Origin of the sequence: Pseudomonas lalucatii (assembly GCF_018398425.1) — a bacterium.
Classification (GTDB): Bacteria; Pseudomonadota; Gammaproteobacteria; order Pseudomonadales; family Pseudomonadaceae; genus Aquipseudomonas; species Aquipseudomonas lalucatii.
The window spans coordinates 794,726-811,373 of the sequence record NZ_JADPMV010000001.1; the positions used below are offsets into that span (position 1 = coordinate 794,726).

The window sequence follows — 16,648 nt, forward strand, 5'->3', positions numbered from 1 at the left end:
ACGCCCGCCCCGCCGGGGCTCTTGCAAGAACACGGTGAACCGGCCGGCCAGCCTTATGGCCTCACCCTCGGAAGCATTACTCCCTTATGACAAAACGATCATTCACAGGCCTTCGGGCATTAGATAGAAATCTACCTAGGCCGTCGCCGCAATGGCGAGGGCGCAGGAGACCCGCGACGCCGGCAGCGGGCTCCGCCGGCAGGCTATTGTCTGCCTGACCTCGCCACGAGGTCCACGGGACATAACAGTCAACAGTGAGGGCAACACCCTATGAGAAGACTTAAGCGTGATCCGTTAGAAAGAGCTTTTTTGCGCGGCTATCAATACGGCATCAATGGAAAATCCCGCGAACTGTGCCCCTTCACCCTCCCTTCTGTCCGTCAAGCCTGGATTAACGGCTGGCGCGAAGGCCGCGGTGACAACTGGGACGGGCTGACCGGCACCGCCGGTATTCATCGACTCAACGAACTTCACGCTGTCGGCTGATTAACGAAAGGAACTTTCCGACTTCACCAAGCACGCCCCAGTTCGGGCGGCGGGCGCAAGCCCAAGGGCTCCCTCAGGGAGCCCTCTTTATTTCCCCCGCGATCAACCCCGCTCAGCGCCGCGCGGCCACTATGGCATCGACCGACTCACGGATCAGCGCCGGCCCCTTGTAGATGAAGCCCGAATAGACCTGCACCAGACTGGCGCCGGCGGCGATCTTCTCGGCCGCATGGCGCCCCTCGGTGATGCCGCCCACGGCGATGATCGGCAGTCGTCCGCCCAGCTCGCCGGCCAGCACCTCGACCGTATGGGTACTCTTGTCCCGTACCGGCGCACCGGACAAGCCACCCGCCTCGTCGGCGAACTCCAGCCCCTTGACGCCGTCCCGGGCCAGGGTGGTGTTGGTGGCGATCACCGCATCCATGCCGGTCTCGACCAGCGCCGCCGCCACCTGGGCGGTCTCCTCATCGCTCATGTCCGGGGCGATCTTGATCGCCAGCGGCACCCGCCTGCCATGCCGCCCGGCCAGTTCTTCCTGGCGCTGGCGCAGGGCCTCGAGCAGCTGCTTGAGCGAGTCGCCGAACTGCAGGCTGCGCAGCCCCGGGGTGTTCGGCGAGCTGACGTTGACCGTCACATAGCTGGCGTGGGCATAGACCTTGTCCAGGCACAGCAGGTAATCGTCCACCGCGCGCTCGACCGGGGTATCGAAGTTCTTGCCGATATTGATGCCCAGCACGCCCTTGTACTTGGCCGCCTTGACCCGGGCCAGCAGGTGGTCGACACCCTGGTTGTTGAAGCCCATGCGGTTGATGATCGCCTCGGCCTCGGGCAGGCGGAACAGCCGCGGCTTGGGGTTGCCCGGCTGCGGGCGCGGCGTCACGGTGCCGATCTCGACGAAGCCGAAACCCAGCTGGGCAAAGCCGTCGATGGCGTCGCCATTCTTGTCCAGGCCGGCCGCCAGGCCGACCGGGTTGGCGAATTCCAGCCCCATGACCTTGACCGGCAGACTCGCCGGCGCCTTGCTCAGCAGGCCGTTGAGGCCCAGGCGGCCACCGGCGCCGATCAGGTCGATGGACAGCTCGTGGGAGGTTTCCGGGGAGAGTTTGAACAGCAGCTCGCGGGCCAGGTTATACATGCTCAGCTCGATAGTGGCGAAGTCGCAAAGGCGGCGATTATACAGGCCGTGCCGCCTGGCAGCGAGGCGCACGGCCGGCTTCAGTCCAGGCGCCGCAGGCTGAGCAGCTCGCCCTCGGGGCTGAACTCCAGCGCGAAGGCGCCGTAGACCCCTTCATGGGTCAGGAACGGGCGGATATGATGGGCCGGCAGACTGACCCGCCGGCCGTCACGGCTTTCCACCAGGATACGACTGGCCCGTCCTTGGTAGACTGCGCGCATACGCTCGGCAGAGAGCGCGATATCCAGCAACAGACAGGGCATGGAGGCACCTCGACAGATGAATCCGGCAATCTTGCCACAAGCACCGCACCAGGCCCCGTTCGGCCGCGCGAAAAGGCCCGGCCATGCCTGTGCAGCGCCGGCTCGCCTCTGCCACACTGACAGCGGTGCCCCTGGAGTGCGTAGTCGGTCATGAGCCTGTCCCAGCAGCCCGCCAGCCTGAGTTCCCGCCTGACTGCCCTGGCCCAGCGCCTGGGCCTGATCGGCCGTGGCCAGCGGCAGATACTGGAGCGCGCCAGCCAGTTGCGCCTGCCCTTCGCCGCCCTGCCGCCCCCCCACGACAGCATCTGCTGGCTGGAGGGCGCGCAACTGCAGCGCCTGGTCGACCTGCCGCGCGATGCCCTGTCCGGCCCGGTGCAGGAGGACAAGGCGCAGGCCCGCGCCACACTGATGGGCGTGGTGGAACTGGAGAAACACGCCCTGGAGTCCTTGGACCTGCGCCAAATCGACGGACTCTGCGTCTGCGACCCCCAGCACGCCTCGCTCGCCAGCTTCGAGCAGTATGCCGCCAGCGCCCCCTGTCGCCCGGTGCGCATCATCAGCTACAAGGACTTCATCAAGACCATCAGCCTGGCTCTACCGCGCTTTCTCGCCGGTGAGCGCATCAGCCTGCGCCAGGCCGCCTGGCGCGGCCAGCGCCTGTTCTGGGCCGGCGAGCAGCACGGCGAGGCGTTTGCCTGCGCGATCGCCTATGCCCGCCGCCGCGGGCTGGAGATCACCCTGCCGGCCGACCTGAGCCGCTACCGCCTGAGTCACGAGGGCCTGGCCCAGTTGCAGCGTCACTACCATGTACAAGCGATGCCCGGCGCCGCCTGGAGCGACCCAACCTTCATGGGCCTGCTGCTGGACAAGGGCCTGCCCTATGCCCGCCTGTCCCTGCTGTGCAGCCCCGGGGCCGCCGAATTCCTCCTGCTGCCCAAGCACTCGGCCGAGGCCCGGGCCCTGGGCGAAGGCCTGCGCCTGGCCGGCGCGCCGGATGTGGTCGCCTACCTGAAGGCCCTGGCCGGCTCCGCCACGACCAGCCAGGCCGATCCGGAATAAAAAAGCCCCGCACTGGGCGGGGCTCGATTGCACCTCGGCCGTTCCTCAGGGCATGCAGACCCCGTGCTGGGCGCTCTGTGCCAGGTCCAGCAGTTCACGGTTGGCGACCGCATACATGGCGTAGTCGGTCCCCGTCGCCGCGCGCAGCTCGCCCAGCATGGACTTCCAGCGATTGACCAGCGGGCGGTGCTGGTCCATCCAGTAGGCCACGCGTTCCTCGATCTCCTCGGGCCCTTCGGCCATCTGCAGCACGGAAACGGTGATCGCCCGCTGCTGCCAGTCCAGGTCGTCGCGGAAGGCTTCGCGCGCCAGCGCCTGCCAGTTGTTCTCCACCGCCAGGCTACTGATCTGCTGCAGGTACCAGGAGAGCTCCAGGGCCCCGCCGCCCACGGCGAAGTAGGCCGCGGCGACCTCGGCCGGCTCCTTGCCGGTGACGTCCGACGCCTCGATGATCGGCAGCAGCGTGTACAGGTGGCTGGTGCCGGCGACCACCCGCGCCAGGGCCTCGGGTACGCCCGCCTCGACATAGGCCTGGAAGCGTGCCAGCCACTGCTCGCGGGCCGGCCCTTCGAGCAGCTCGTCCAGGCTCAGGGCCAGGGCCTCGACCCGCGGCGCGAAGTGCGCCACGTCGCGCGCCGCATCCAGCTCGTTGCGCCGGCTGCGCAGGAACCAGCGGGTGGCGCGACGGCCCAGACGCATCAACTCGTCCATCATCTGCAGCTGCAGCTCGGCCGGCACCTGGTAGTCCAGCGCCTCGATCTGCTGCCACCAGTGCGGCAGGCGGAATACGTCGCGCACTATCACGTAGGCCCCGGCCACGTTGGCCGCGGTCATGCCGGTGCTTTCCTTCAGGCGCTGCACGAAGGTGATGCCCATGTGGTTGACCAGATCGTTGGCGATCTGGGTGCTGACGATCTCGCGCTTCAGCCGGTGGCTGCGCATGGCCTCGCCGAACTTGTCCGCCAGTTGCGGCGGGAAGGCGGTCTCCACCTCGCGGGCCAGGTAGTCGTCGTCCGGCACCGAGGACTTGAGCAGGGCCTCCTTGAGGTCGATCTTGCTGTAGGAGATCAGCACCGACAGCTCGGCTCGGGTCAGGCCGTTGCCGCTGGCCGCGCGTTCGGCCAGCTGCTCGTCGCTGGGCAGGTACTCCAGGGCGCGGTCCAGCTTGCCGGCCATCTCCAGCGCGCCGATCAGCCGGCGGTACTCGCCGATCCGCTCGCGCGCCCGGCGCTGGGCCAGGGACAGCGCCTGGGTCTGCTTATAGTTGTTGCCCAGCACCAGGTTGCCGACCGCATCGGTCATCTCGGCCAGCAGCTTGTTGCGCTGCTTGCCGGTCATGTCGCCGGCGGTGACCACCTCGTTGACCAGGATCTTGATGTTGACCTCGTGGTCGGAGCAGTCCACCCCACCGGCGTTGTCGATGAAGTCGGTGTTGCTGGCGCCGCCACTGAGGCCGAACTCGACGCGGCCGAGCTGGCTCATGCCGAGGTTGCCGCCCTCGCCCACCACCTTGGCGCGCAGTTCGTTGCCGTTGACCCGCAGGGCGTCGTTGGCCTTGTCGCCGACATCGGCGTGGCTCTCGCTGCTGGCCTTGACGTAGGTGCCGATGCCGCCGTTCCAGATCAGGTCGACCGGTGCCTTGAGCAGGGCATTGAGCAGCTCGGTCGGGGTCAGCTTGTCGGCCTGGATGGCGAAGCGCTCCTTCATCTGCGGGCTGATGGCGATGCTCTTGGCGCTGCGCAGGAAGATGCCGCCGCCGGCGGAGATCAGGCCGGTGTCGTAATCGGCCCAGGACGAGCGCGGCAGGTTGAACAGGCGCTGGCGTTCGACGAAGCTGCTGGCGGCATCCGGATTGGGGTCGATGAAGATGTGCTGGTGGTTGAAGGCCGCCACCACCTGCAGCTGTTCGGACAGCAGCATGCCGTTGCCGAACACGTCGCCGGCCATGTCGCCGATGCCGATGACCGTGATGTTGTCCTTCTGCACGTTGATGCCGCGCTCGCGGAAATGTCGCTGCACCGAGACCCAGGCGCCCTTGGCGGTGATGCCCATGCCCTTGTGGTCGTAACCGGCGGAGCCGCCGGAGGCGAAGGCGTCGCCGAGCCAGAAGCCGTAGTCGGCGGCGATACCGTTGGCGATGTCGGAGAAGGTCGCGGTGCCCTTGTCCGCGGCGACCACCAGGTAGGGGTCGTCCTCGTCGTGGCGTACCACGTGGGCCGGCGGCACCAGGGCACCCTCCTTGAGGTTGTCGGTGACATCCAGCAGGCCGCTGATGAAGATGCGGTAGCAGGCGATGGCCTCGGCCTGGACCTCGTCGCGGCTGCCGCCCAGGGGCAGGCGCCGCGGAATGAAGCCGCCCTTGGCGCCGACCGGCACGATCACCGCGTTCTTCACCTGCTGCGCCTTGACCAGGCCGAGCACCTCGGTGCGGTAGTCCTCCTCGCGATCCGACCAGCGCAGGCCGCCACGCGCCACCTTGCCGCCACGCAGGTGCACGCCCTCGACCCGCGGCGAGTAGACGAATATCTCGTACTTGGGCACCGGCTTGGGCATCTCCGGGATGGCCCGCGGGTTGAGCTTGAAGCTGAAGTAGTCCTTGGCCTTGCCCTTGGCGCCCGGCTGGTAGTAGTTGGTGCGCAGGGTCGCCTTGATCAGGTCCAGATAGCGCCGCAGGATGCGGTCTTCGTTGAGCACCGCGACACCGTCCAGAGCGGTGAGGATGGCCTGCTCGAGCTTCTGCTGCTTGTCTTCCAGGTCCTCGGCGCTGAGCTTGCGCGCCAGGTAGAAGCGGGTCTTGAACAGGCGCACCAGCTCGCGGGCGATGTCCACGTGGTTGACCAGGGTGCTGGCGATGTAGCCGAGGTCGAAGCCCAGGCGGATCTGCTTGAGGTAGCGGGCATAGGCCCGCAGCAGCGCCACGTCGCGCCAGGCCAGGCCGGCGGTCAGCACCAGGCGGTTGAAGGCGTCGTTCTCCGCCGCGCCCTGGCTGATGCTGACGAAGGCGTCCTGCAGGTTGTCGTTGAGCTCCTGGATATTGACGTCCAGGTCCTCGGCATGGGTGAAGGAGAAATCGTGAATCCAGTACTCGCGGCCGTCCCGGTTGCGCATATGGAAGGGAAACTCGCCCAGCACGCGCAGGCCGAGGTTCTCCAGGATCGGCAGCACATCCGACAGCGGCAGCGGCGTATCGGCATGGTAGAGCTTACAGTGCAGCTGCCGGTGCCCCTGGGCCAGGGGCTGGTAGAAGCTCATCACCAGGGGCCGCTGCGCGCTGAGGTTGAGCAGATGCTCCATGTCCACCACCGCCGAATGCGGGGCGAAACGCTCGCGGTAGCCGGCCGGGAAGCCGCTGGGGAAGGCGGCCAGGACGTTGGTGCCCTGGGCCTCGCCGAAGTTCTCGACGATCAGGCTGGCATAGTCGTCCTTCCAGGAACGGCACGCCTGCACCACCTCCTGCTCGAGGCGCTGCGGATCGATCTGCACCTTGCTCTTGGGGTCGACCCGCAGGATGAACTGCACCCGCGCCAGCACCGACTCGGAGAAGAAGGTCCAGAACTCGCAGTCGCTGGCCTGCAGGCGCTCCATCAGCACCTGCTGGATCTTCTGGCGGATCTCGGTGGAATAGACGTCGCGCGGCACATAGGCCAGGCAGTAGCAGAAGCGGCCGTAGGGGTCCTTGCGCACGAACACCCGCAGCTTGTTGCGCTCCTGGATCTGCACGATGCTCATGGTGGTGTTGAACAGGTCGTCCACCGGGGTCTGGAACAGGTCGTCGCGCGGCAGCACTTCCAGCACCTGCTCGAGTTCCTTGCCCTGGTGCCCCTTCTTGTCGAAGCCCGAGCGCTGAATGATCTCGGCAACCTTGTGGCGGATATAGGGGATGCGATTGACGCTGGCGGCGTACACCGAGGAGGTGTACAGGCCCATGAAGCGGCACTCCTTGACCACCTGCCCCTTGTTGTTCAGGGCGCGGATGGAGACGAAGTCCGGATAGGCCGGGCGATGCACGCGGCTCGGCTGCGAGGCCTTGGCGAAGGACAGCAGCAAGGGCTCGCGCAGGTAGCTGACCGCCTCCTGCTCGATATGCAGCTCGTCGCTCTTGAGCCCGCTGCGCAGGGTCTTGGACAGGCCCAGCAGGGACTTCTCGTCATACACCAGGGCGCCGCCACCGGCCTGGTCGACGACGGTGAACTCCTCGTAGCCGAGGAAGGTGAAGTTGTTGTCCAACAGCCAGCTCAGGAATACCTTGACCTCCTCCACCTCGCCGGCGTCCACCTTGAGCTTGGCCTTGTCCAGCCAGGCCAGCAGCTCGTGGGCCTTGGCCTTCATCGGCTCGAAGTCGGCCACCGCCAGGCGCACGTCGCCGAGCACCTCCTGCAGGGCGGCCTCCAGGGTATGCAGCTCGGCCTGGCTGGCGCAGCGATCGATCTCCAGATACATCAGCGCTTCCAGGCCCATGTCGTCGGCCTGGGCGCCCTTGGGCAGCAGTTCCAGCAATTCGCCGGCGGCATTGCGGCGCACGTTGAGCACGCTGTTCTGCAGGGTGTGGATGCTGTAACCGCGGCGATTGAGTTCCATGCGCACCGAGTCGACCAGGAACGGCTGGTCGCGGTGCAGGACCTCGACGGCGGAGTGAGTCGACTGCCAGCCGTGGCGCTCGTAGTCGGGGTTGAACACCCGCACTTCGGTCTGCGCGGGTTCGAAGCGCTCCAGCAGGCGCCAGGCAGACAGCGTGCAACCGACCAGGTCGGAGAGGCGTCGCTCGGTGAGTTCCTCGAGAGAGATGATGCCGAAGAATCTTTCGGCGAACAGGCTGATCTGAGGCAGGGCTTGCTCGCTGACGTGCTGCGCCAAGGCCGCTTGCAGTTGTTGCTGGAAGTCGGCTTTGCTGGCAGCCGTGAAGAACGCCATGGTTGTGCTCCATTTGGCTTGTGATTCGACTAGGGCAGCCGTGGGCCGTGACTGACGCCGCAACGCTGTAGTTCAACGTTAGTTCATGAAGCGCCCACGACCCCAACCGGGCGACTTCGGAACACTGGCCAGACCCAAGACTTACTGGTCACATTTGCCCGACGAGCTTAACGAGGCAGGCCCGTGCAGCGCTTCTGGCGCTGCGACATTTTCTTTCACGGCTGCCCCCGACCAGGGCCATTCCGGCCCTGGCGGCGCAGGCGGGCGCCGAGTGCGCGTCGAGGCCCAGGGCTCGCCCCGCCTCGCCAGGCTCAGATACCGCGCATGGCCTGGGGAAGCAGCAGCACGATCTGCGGGAATGCGGTGATCAGAATCGCCGCCAGCACCAGCAACAGGAAGAACGGGAAGCTGGCCTTGGCCACTTTCCACATGTCGTACCCGGTCAGGTTCTGAATGACGAACAGATTGAAGCCCACCGGCGGGGTGATCTGCGCCATCTCGACCACCAGGATGACGAAGATGCCGAACCACAGCAGGTCGATGCCCGCGGCCTGCACGGCCGGCAGCACCACCGCGGTGGTCAGCAGGATGATCGAAATGCCGTCGAGAAAGCAGCCCAGCACGATAAACAGCAGGGTCAGAGCCAGCAGCAGCAGATAGGGCGACAGTTGCTTGGCGATGATCCAGTCGGCCAGCGCCGAAGGCAGCCCGGTGAAGCTCATGGCCGAGGTCAGGTAAGCGGCGCCCAGCAGAATGAAGAAGATCATGCATGAGGTGCATACCGCCCCCATCAGGCTGGCCATGAAGGTCTCGCGCGACAGCGAGCCCGAGCACAGGGCGATCAGCAGCGCCCCGACCACCCCGACCGCCGCAGCTTCGGTGGCCGTGGCGAAGCCGGCGTAGATCGAACCTATCACCGCGACGATCAACAGCACCACCGGAATCAGCAGCTTGGAACCACGCAGCTTTTCCAGGAACGGCAGGGCCTGCGTTTCTTCCGGCAGCTTGTCGCGATTGAACATGGCCCAGAGCATCAGAAAGCCGCTGAAGATGGCCAGCAGCAGCAGGCCCGGCAGAATGCCGGCGATGAACAACCGGGAGATGGACACCTGCGCGGCCACGCCATAGACGATCATCATGATCGACGGCGGGATCAACAACCCGAGCGTTCCGGCGCCCGCCAGCGAGCCCATGGCGATCTTGTCCGGATAGCCGCGTGACTTCAGTTCCGGCAGGGAGATCCGGCCGATGGTCGCCGCCGTGGCGGCCGAGGAGCCGCTGACCGCGGCAAAGATGCCGCAACCGAACACATTGACGTGCAGTAGCCGCCCCGGCAGGCCACGCATCCACGGCGACAGGCCCTTGAACATATCCTCGGAAAGCCGCGTGCGATAGAGGATCTCGCCCATCCAGATGAACAGCGGCAATGCCGTCAACGTCCAGCTGGCGCTGGATGCCCAGCTGGTGGAGGCGAGAATCGAGCCTGCGGGGGCGCCGCCGAACAGCTCCATGCCGATGATACCGACGCCGATCAGCGACAGTGCGACCCAGACGCCCCCACCGAGCAGCGCGAACAGCGCCAGCAGCAGGGTGATTGTAATTATCGTGTGTTCCATGACTGTCTCACTGATGCGCAGCGGCAGGACCGCAGGAAAGAAGGGGGGCCCGGACGCCGGTCACTCACTCAGCGCGGTGCTGACCTCGGCGACCTCGAAGCGGCGGCCCAGACAGACCAGCACCAGTCGCTCGAGCATCGCCACGACCAGGATCAGGGTGCCGAGCAGCATCGGCAGCTGCGGCAACCACATCGGAATGGGCAGCAGACCGGAGGACACCTCCTGGAACTCGTAAGACTCGATCACGAACAGCGCGCAGTACCAGGCCAGGTAGGCGGCGATCAGCAGGCCGACCAAGGTGCTCAGCCCATCGGCGAACCGACGTCCGCGCGCCGGCAACAGCCGCCACAGCAGTTCGACACGCACATGTGCCCCCCGCTGCAGGGCATAGGGCAGCGCCAGGAACCCCGAGGAGGCCATGGCGTAAGCGGCGAATTCATCCGCCGAGGGCACCATGGTGCCCAGCTGGCGCGAGACGATCTGCGCCACCACCAGCAGGCAGATCAGGACGAGAAATACGCCGGACAGCCATCCGGATAAGGTGTAGAGCTTATGCAGCGGCGTCATGGTCGACGGACTCCCCTGATCGCGAGTGAATACCGGGAACGACGCACACTGGCGCACAGCTGCGCGTCACCCCCGACGACATGAGAGGAAGACGTCAGTTTCTGTAGGCGTCGATGATCGCCCGGCCATCGGCGCCGGACTTCTCCAGCCACTCGTCGACCATGGCTTGCCCGATCGTCTCGAAACCGGCCTCGACCGCCTCGGGGGCGCTGTCGGCGACCTGCATGCCGTTATCGGCGAGGGTCTGTACCAGGGCGCTGGTCTCCTCCTGGGCGATCGCCCAGCCGCGGGTCTCGGCCCGAACAGCGGCGTCCAGCAGCGCCTTCTGCGAGGCCTCGGGCAGGCGCTTGAAGGCGCGTGCGTTGACGATCACGAAGTTCTTCGGGATGAACGCCTTGACGTCGTAGTAGTAAGAGGCGAAGTCCCAGGCCTGGGAGTCCACCCCAGTGGTCGGCGAAGTCAGCATGCCGCTGATCATGCTGGTACTGAAGGCCTGGGGGATTTCACCGGTCTGGATCACCGTCGGAATGGCCCCCATCAGCTCGACCATGCGCGAGGTCGCCGGGTTGTAGGCACGAAACTTCATGCCCTTGAAGTCGTCCATGCTGGCGATCGGCGTCTTGCTGTAGATGCTTTGCGGCGACCACGGCATGGCGTACAGCAGCTTGATGCCCTGCTTGGCCAGGCGCGCCTCCACCGCCGCGCGGCTGACTTCCCAGAGCTTCTGTGCCTGCGCGTAATTGCGCACCAGAAAGGGCACGCTGTCCACTTCGTAGATCGGGTCTTCGTTGCCCAATACCGACATCAGCACGTCGCCGACCTGAACCTGGCCGGTCTGCACCGCGCGCTTGACCTCGGGGCGCTTGAACAGCACCGAATTGGCATGGATGCGGATCTGCAACTCACCGGCGGTGGCCGCTTCGACGTCCCTGGAGAACTCGTGGGCCACCGTGGTGATGAAGTTGCCGTCGGGCTGTTCGACCGTCATGTTCCAGCGCTCGGCGGCCTGCACGGAAAACGCACTGATGCCCAAGACACAGGTCATAGCCGACAGGGCGACGCGAATGGAAGTGTTCTTCATGAGCTTCTCCGGATTGTTGTTGTAGGCGCTATGGTCTGTGCCGGCGCTAGAGGGAAAACACCCCGAGTCTTGTTTAACGGGCAAAGCCTGTCCAACTAGAAAAACCGGGAGCGCATGATCGGAAATTGTTATGGGGCGAAACACTGCGAAAGCCGGACGCACCATCGATCTGGATGAACCACACAGCAGCGTGCAACCGCACTGCCCGAGACAACGCGCGGATATCCGCGCAACGGCGCTTCGCAATTGACGACGCCGGCCTCGTCGACTCAGTCGGCGTCCTGCTCCACAACGGGGATCATCAGCGTCACCATGGCCTCCCCCATCTGTCCGGCGTACTCGCAGAGCACCTCGCAGGCGAGTGAGACTATGTCTTCGCTGAGCTCAAGGCCGGCGCCGGTGCGCCACGTGGCAACCATGCCCAGAGGGGTAGGCTGCGGCACATCATCGAGGATGGTCAGCACCCCCTGTTTCAACTCTTCGCTAACCAAGGCCGCCGGGAGGGCGCCTATGCCGAAACCGTCGCGAACCAGACGCGTCATCGCCGCCACGGAGTTCACGCAACTGATCCGTGGCGCACTGACATTGCCGGCGTGCAGCAGGTTGAGGATGTCCTGATGCGGACGGGAATTCTTCGAGAAGGTGATGATGCGCTCCTTGGCCAACTCGTCCATGGATGCATAGCCGCGGTGGTACAGCGAGCCGGTCGGCACTATCCATTGCACCGGGAAGTTCGCCAGTTCCAGATTGCGCACGCTGTCGCCGTGGACCATCTCGGTCTGCAAGATGATATCCAGATAGCCCTTGTGCAACTGATCGCAGAGATTACGCGCGGTATCGGCGGTCAACTCGATTTCCACCGCCGGGTAGCGCTCCATGATCCTGGTGACGAAGGGACTCAGCCAGGTGTGGATCACCGTGTCCATCGCCCCCACCCGGATACGCCCCTGGACCTTTCCGCTATCGCCGATGGATTGCTTCAGCGCCTGCATGGTGTCGATCATGCGTTCGGCGTACTCGAGCACCTTCTGCCCTTCCGGCGTCAGCGAAACCCCCTTCGAGTCGCGCAGAAACAGGCGCACCCCAACTCGTCCTCCAGCGCGGCAATTCGACTCGAGACAGAGGCCTGGGTGCTGAACAACTTTTCCGCAGTGAGACGAAAGCTCTTCAGTCGCGCCACCCATACGAAGGTCTCGAGAAATCTCAGGTTCATGGCCGACAGGACCCTCTTTGCAATGAAGTTCATCTACGGATAAAGCCAAACGCAATCATGCACTTGGTGCAGTGCCACATGCCAGTTTCGCGCCATTCCCAAAATGGCGTATCGAATTTTCTTATCGCCCGCCCCCTGCTTTTTCTCGTTGGACGCATGTGCCTTCGCCTCCCAAGAATGCCCCGGCGGTATCGCAAGCCCCAATAAAAACAAGCATAGAACTGCGCCCTGCCCAGCAACCGCCGCCCAGCTGCGTGCATGGCGTCCAGGAGATACTCCGGATGAGCCCGAACACTCGTATCGCCGTCCTGCTGCTAGCCGGCAGCCTCCCCGCGCTGGCCAACGCCGAGTTCGTCGGCGACAGCACAGGCAGCCTCGAGCTGCGCAACTTTTACTTCAACCGTGACTTTCGCCAACCCGACGCACGCGACAAGGCGGAAGAATGGGCCCAGGGTTTTCTCCTGCGCCTGGAGTCGGGCTATACCGACGGCACTGTGGGTGTGGGCCTCGACGCCACCGGCCTGATGGGCCTGAAACTCGACTCGGGCGGCGGCACCGCGGGCAGCGGCCTGTTGCCGGCCGACCGTTCCGGCGGCTCGCAGGAGGAGTACTCCAAGCTCGACCCGACCGCGAAATTCAGAGTCTCCCGGAGCACCCTGCGGATTGGCTCCCTGGCCTTTCGCAGCCCGATCGTCTCGTCGAACGACTCGCGCCTGCTGCCCGCATCGTTCCGCGGCGCACTGCTGAATGTGCAGGAAATCGACCGGCTCAGCCTGCAAGGCGGCAAGATCGATCGCATCAAGGCCAACAACTCCAGTGACTACACCGAGCTGAGCGCCAACCGTATCGGCGGCAACAGCGATTCGTTCACCTTCGCTGGCGGCGATTACAAACTAACGCCAGAGCTGAGCCTGGGCCTGCACTACGGCCGTTTGCAGGACATCTACCGGCAGCACTACGGCACCCTGGCCTACCTCAAGCCCCTGGGCGCAGGCCAGTCGCTGAAAGCCGACCTGCGCTTCGCCAAGAGCCAGGAAGACGGCAACTTCCGCGACATCGACAACCAGGCCTTCGGCGCCATGTTCACCTACACCCTGGGCGGCCACGCCTTCGGCGCCGGCTACCAGCGCATGAGCGGCGACGATCCATTCCCGTACATCGCCAGCAGCGACCCCTACCTGGTCAACTTCGTCCAGATCAACGACTTCGCCAACATCGACGAACGCTCCTGGCAGGCCCGCTACGACTACAACTTCGCCGCCATCGGCATACCCGGCCTGACCTTCATGAGCCGCTACGTCTCCGGCGACAACGTACAGCTTGGCGCCAGCAACGCCGGCAAGGAGTGGGAGCGCAACACCGACATCGCCTACGTCGTGCAACGAGGCGCTCTGAAAAATCTCGGGGTGAAATGGCGTAATGCGACCGTGCGCTCGAACTTCGGTAACGACCTGAACGAGAACCGCCTGATTCTCAGCTACAGCCTGGCGCTCTGGTAACGCGCTGCACGGCCGCCGGTCAGGCACCGTCGGCCCTTGGCCCTGCCCTTTTCAGCCGTTACCCGCAACCACCTGCAAGCCACAAGCTAAAAGGTGCGGCCTGTACCCATTGGCCACTCAATCGTTACCGCAACACCGCGTGCGCGAGCCTACGGGGCAGTCGACGGGCCATGCCCCCATCGACTTTTCCTATCTCCGGTGCACGTTTTTATTAGTTGGACGTGCCCAGTACGCCGTTCAAGAATGCTGCACGGCCCATTTTCCATGAACAAGCCCGTGCAGTGGCCACTCAACAGCCGTCGTAGCCTGCGTCTGACAGACCAGAGCATGACGCTCCGCCCAGAGGAACACTTCCGTGAATAGCCTGCTTCTCAACTGCGATATCGGCGAAAGCTTTGGCCCCTGGAAAATGGGCATGGACGCCGAGGTCATGCCCTATATCGACTGTGCCAACATCGCCTGCGGCTTCCACGCCTCGGACCCCAGCACCATGCGCAAGACCGTGGCCCTGGCCGTCAGCCATGGCGTGCGCATCGGCGCCCACCCGGGCTATCAAGACCTGGTCGGCTTCGGCCGTCGCTCGATGGACTGCTCGACGCAGGAGGTCGAGGACCTGCTGCTCTACCAGATCGGTGCCCTCGAAGCCCTCTGCCGCAGCCAGGGCACCCGCGTCAGCTACGTCAAACCGCACGGCGCGCTGTACCAGGACATGATGCGCAAGCCGGACATCCTGCGCGCGGTCATGCGCGCCGTGGCCAGCTACGACAAGAGCCTGCCGGTGATGCTGATGAGCACCCGCGACAATCGCCAGGCGCAAGCCATCGGCGACGAATTCGGCATCACCCTGTGGTTCGAGGCCTTCGCCGACCGGGCCTATGACGCGGCCGGCTTTCTGGTCGCGCGCAGCCAGCCCGGCGCGGTGCACCACGACAGCGACGTCATAGTCAACCAGGCCACCACACTGGCCAAAGGCGCTGCGCTGGTCGCCAGCGATGGCAGCGCCCTGACGCTGACGGCGCACACCCTCTGCGTGCATGGCGACAACGCCGGCTCGATCGCCGCGGTGCGGCGCATCCGCCAGGCCTTCGACGGGCTGGTCCAGGCATGACAGCCCGCGCGCCCGTGCTGCGGCTCGAAGTGGCCGGCATCGACAGCCTGATCCTGCGCCTGTTCGACCGCATCGAAGAAAGCAACATGCCCTGGCTGCTCGCCGCCAGCCAGCGCCTGCGCGACGTTTTCGGCGCCGCCCTGATCGACCTGGTGCCGTCCTACACCACTCTGCTGCTGCACTACGACCTGGAACGCGTCTGCGCGTCCCAGGCCCGCGAGCTGATCACTCAGGCATTCGCCGACCTGCAACCGGCCGATACCACTGGTGGCCGCTGCCACGTCTTGCCGACCTGGTACGACCGTAGCGTCGGGCCGGAGCTGGCGTTGCTGGCGCGTCGCAGTGGCCTCAGCGAAACCGAGGTCATCCGCCGCCACAGCAGCCACGAGTACAAGGTCTTCGCCCTCGGCTTCGCCCCCGGATTCGCCTTCATGGGACTGGTCGAGGAAGCCCTGGCCACGCCCCGCCTGAGCACTCCGCGCAAACGCATCGCACCCGGCAGCGTCGGCATTGCCGAACGCCAGACCGCAGTCTATCCGGTGGTCTCGCCGGGCGGCTGGAACCTGCTCGGACGCAGTCCAGCCGTGCTCTTCGGCCAGGCCATCGACGGCTACAGCCTGCTGCAACCGGGCGACCGGGTACGTTTCGAACCCATCGACCGGGCCGAGTTCATCCGTCTCGGCGGCGACGACAGCCCACTGGAGACGACCCCATGAGCCCTTCCACCACGAGTGGCGGACTGCGCGTCGAACGCAGCACGCCCTTTGTCCAGCTGCAGGATGCCGGCCGCTACGGTGTGCGCCACCTGGGTGTGACCCAGAGCGGCGCCCTGGACTGGATATCCATGTACTGGGCCAACTGGCTGCTGGGCAACGCGCTCGGTGCCGCGGTGCTGGAGATCACCCTGGGCAACCTCGAGCTGCTCTGCGACCAGGACGGCTGCCTGGCCCTGGCCGGCGCCGACCTCGGCGCCAGCCTCGATGGTCAGCCCCTGGCGCCCTGGCGCAGCTTCAGGGTGCGCCGGGGTCAGCAGCTCAGGTTCGCCCAGCCCCGTCATGGCGCCCGCGCCTACCTGGCCGCTCCCGGCGGCTTCGCCGCCCCGCACGTGCTCGGCAGCTGCGCCTGCATCGCCCGCGAGCAGCTGGGCGGCCTGCAGGGCAACGGTAAGCCGCTTTCGGCCGGTGAGCGGTTGACCTGGTCCTCGGCCGAGCCTCGGCAGCGCACGATGGATGAACGCCTGATTCCTGAATTCAGTCCTGCGCCGCGCCTGCAACTGGTCATGGGCGCGCAGATCGGCGATTTCAGCGGACAGAGCCTGTTCGATGCATTCAACACCAGTTGGAAGATCGACTCGCGCTCCGATCGCATGGGCATGCGCCTGCTCGGCCCCAGGCTGCAATGCCGACGCACCAGCATGGTTTCCGAAGGGATTCCACTGGGCGCCGTGCAGGTGCCGCCGGATGGCCAGCCGATCGCCCTGCTCAACGATCGCCAGACCATCGGCGGCTACCCGCGGCTCGGCGCCCTCAGCCCTCAAGCGGTGGCACGCCTGGCGCAGTGCCTGCCCGGGGAGGAGCTGCGCCTGGCGCCCGTGCCGCAGGAGTCGGCGCAGGAGGCGCACCTGCGCCTGCTCGACCAGTGGCGTCGGGGCTGACCCCGACTCGCCCACTC

General features: G+C 65.6%; 12 protein-coding genes and 1 pseudogene. 6 read left to right on the plus strand and 7 right to left on the minus strand.

Translation table 11 applies throughout. The features are described 5' to 3' along the window. Nucleotides 1–270: 270 nt before the first annotated feature. Nucleotides 271–486: a ribosome modulation factor gene (gene rmf, locus I0D00_RS03430; protein WP_159973046.1), complete on the plus strand. Its 216-nt coding sequence runs from the start codon at nt 271–273 to the stop codon at nt 484–486. A 112-nt stretch (nt 487–598) separates the two neighbouring features. Here rmf and I0D00_RS03435 read toward each other — a convergent pair whose 3' ends face one another. Together I0D00_RS03435 and I0D00_RS03440 are read right to left on the minus strand one after the other, a co-directional pair. Further along, nucleotides 599–1,621, minus strand: coding sequence for a quinone-dependent dihydroorotate dehydrogenase (locus I0D00_RS03435; RefSeq protein ID WP_213638356.1), 1,023 nt, complete (start codon nt 1,619–1,621; stop codon nt 599–601). Nucleotides 1,622–1,701: 80 nt separating this feature from the next. Further along, complete coding sequence (locus I0D00_RS03440) at nt 1,702–1,923, minus strand: DUF2835 domain-containing protein (RefSeq protein WP_213638357.1); 222 nt, start codon at nt 1,921–1,923, stop codon at nt 1,702–1,704. A 150-nt stretch (nt 1,924–2,073) separates the two neighbouring features. Here I0D00_RS03440 and I0D00_RS03445 point away from each other — a divergent pair, with 150 nt between their 5' ends. Next, complete coding sequence (locus I0D00_RS03445) at nt 2,074–2,982, plus strand: DUF6685 family protein (protein WP_213638358.1); 909 nt, start codon at nt 2,074–2,076, stop codon at nt 2,980–2,982. Nucleotides 2,983–3,027: 45 nt separating this feature from the next. On the opposite strand, the gene I0D00_RS03450 is transcribed toward I0D00_RS03445, so the two are convergent. The 5 genes and pseudogenes from I0D00_RS03450 to I0D00_RS03470 form a co-directional block, all read right to left on the minus strand. Further along, on the minus strand, nt 3,028–7,893 hold the full coding sequence (locus tag I0D00_RS03450; RefSeq protein ID WP_213638359.1) for an NAD-glutamate dehydrogenase: 4,866 nt from the start codon (nt 7,891–7,893) through the stop codon (nt 3,028–3,030). 311 nt (nt 7,894–8,204) lie between these two features. After that, the gene (locus I0D00_RS03455; RefSeq protein ID WP_213638360.1) at nt 8,205–9,509 is read right to left on the minus strand and encodes a TRAP transporter large permease; all 1,305 of its coding nucleotides are present in this window, start codon (nt 9,507–9,509) and stop codon (nt 8,205–8,207) included. Nucleotides 9,510–9,569: 60 nt separating this feature from the next. Next, entirely contained in the window at nt 9,570–10,076 is a 507-nt protein-coding gene (locus I0D00_RS03460; protein ID WP_213638361.1) for a TRAP transporter small permease, read from the minus strand. Between the two features lie 94 nt (nt 10,077–10,170). Further along, complete coding sequence (locus tag I0D00_RS03465; protein ID WP_213638362.1) at nt 10,171–11,157, minus strand: TRAP transporter substrate-binding protein; 987 nt, start codon at nt 11,155–11,157, stop codon at nt 10,171–10,173. 269 nt (nt 11,158–11,426) lie between these two features. Then, nucleotides 11,427–12,370 (minus strand): annotated as a pseudogene (locus I0D00_RS03470) (LysR family transcriptional regulator). Between the two features lie 281 nt (nt 12,371–12,651). Between I0D00_RS03470 and I0D00_RS03475 the strand changes: the two are divergent. The 4 genes from I0D00_RS03475 (at nt 12,652) to I0D00_RS03490 (ending at nt 16,631) form a co-directional block, all read left to right on the plus strand. Beyond that, entirely contained in the window at nt 12,652–13,869 is a 1,218-nt protein-coding gene (locus I0D00_RS03475; protein WP_213638363.1) for an OprD family porin, read from the plus strand. A 355-nt stretch (nt 13,870–14,224) separates the two neighbouring features. Next, nucleotides 14,225–14,977, plus strand: coding sequence for a 5-oxoprolinase subunit PxpA (locus tag I0D00_RS03480; protein ID WP_213638364.1), 753 nt, complete (start codon nt 14,225–14,227; stop codon nt 14,975–14,977). After that, the gene (pxpB, locus tag I0D00_RS03485; RefSeq protein WP_213638365.1) at nt 14,974–15,693 is read left to right on the plus strand and encodes a 5-oxoprolinase subunit PxpB; all 720 of its coding nucleotides are present in this window, start codon (nt 14,974–14,976) and stop codon (nt 15,691–15,693) included. Before I0D00_RS03480 ends, pxpB begins: the two co-directional genes overlap by 4 nt. Then, the gene (locus tag I0D00_RS03490) at nt 15,690–16,631 is read left to right on the plus strand and encodes a 5-oxoprolinase subunit C family protein (protein ID WP_213638366.1); all 942 of its coding nucleotides are present in this window, start codon (nt 15,690–15,692) and stop codon (nt 16,629–16,631) included. The genes pxpB and I0D00_RS03490 overlap by 4 nt, the downstream gene beginning before the upstream one ends. The last annotated feature ends 17 nt before the right edge of the window (nt 16,632–16,648 follow it).